We start from the raw sequence: 269 nt of genomic DNA on the forward strand, positions 1-269 counted from the left end.
GGCCACGAGGCGACGCGTCTTGTCGTCCGCAGGCTCGTCGGTGACCGTGAGCTCGCCCGTCTCCTCATCGACCGCGTTACGCCACAGGCGCTGCAGGAATCGCTGGGAGCCGACGACGGCGCGGGTCTCCCACGGGCGCGATAGGTCGAGGGGGCCCATGCTCATCTCGTACACGCGGAAGACGTCGGCGCCGTAGGCGTCGTACATCTCGTCGGGCGTGACGATGTTCTTCAGGGACTTACCCATCTTGCCGTACTCGCGGTTGACGG

1 protein-coding gene is annotated in these 269 nt (G+C 66.9%); it reads right to left on the reverse strand.

Annotated elements, in window-relative coordinates; all coding sequences use genetic code 11:
• On the reverse strand, positions 1-269 hold a 269-nt coding region (locus QP415_RS11865), incomplete at both ends, for a hypothetical protein (RefSeq protein WP_285100215.1).

The sequence above is a fragment of the Pauljensenia sp. UMB3104 genome (assembly GCF_030217285.1).
GTDB lineage: Bacteria > Actinomycetota > Actinomycetes > Actinomycetales > Actinomycetaceae > Pauljensenia.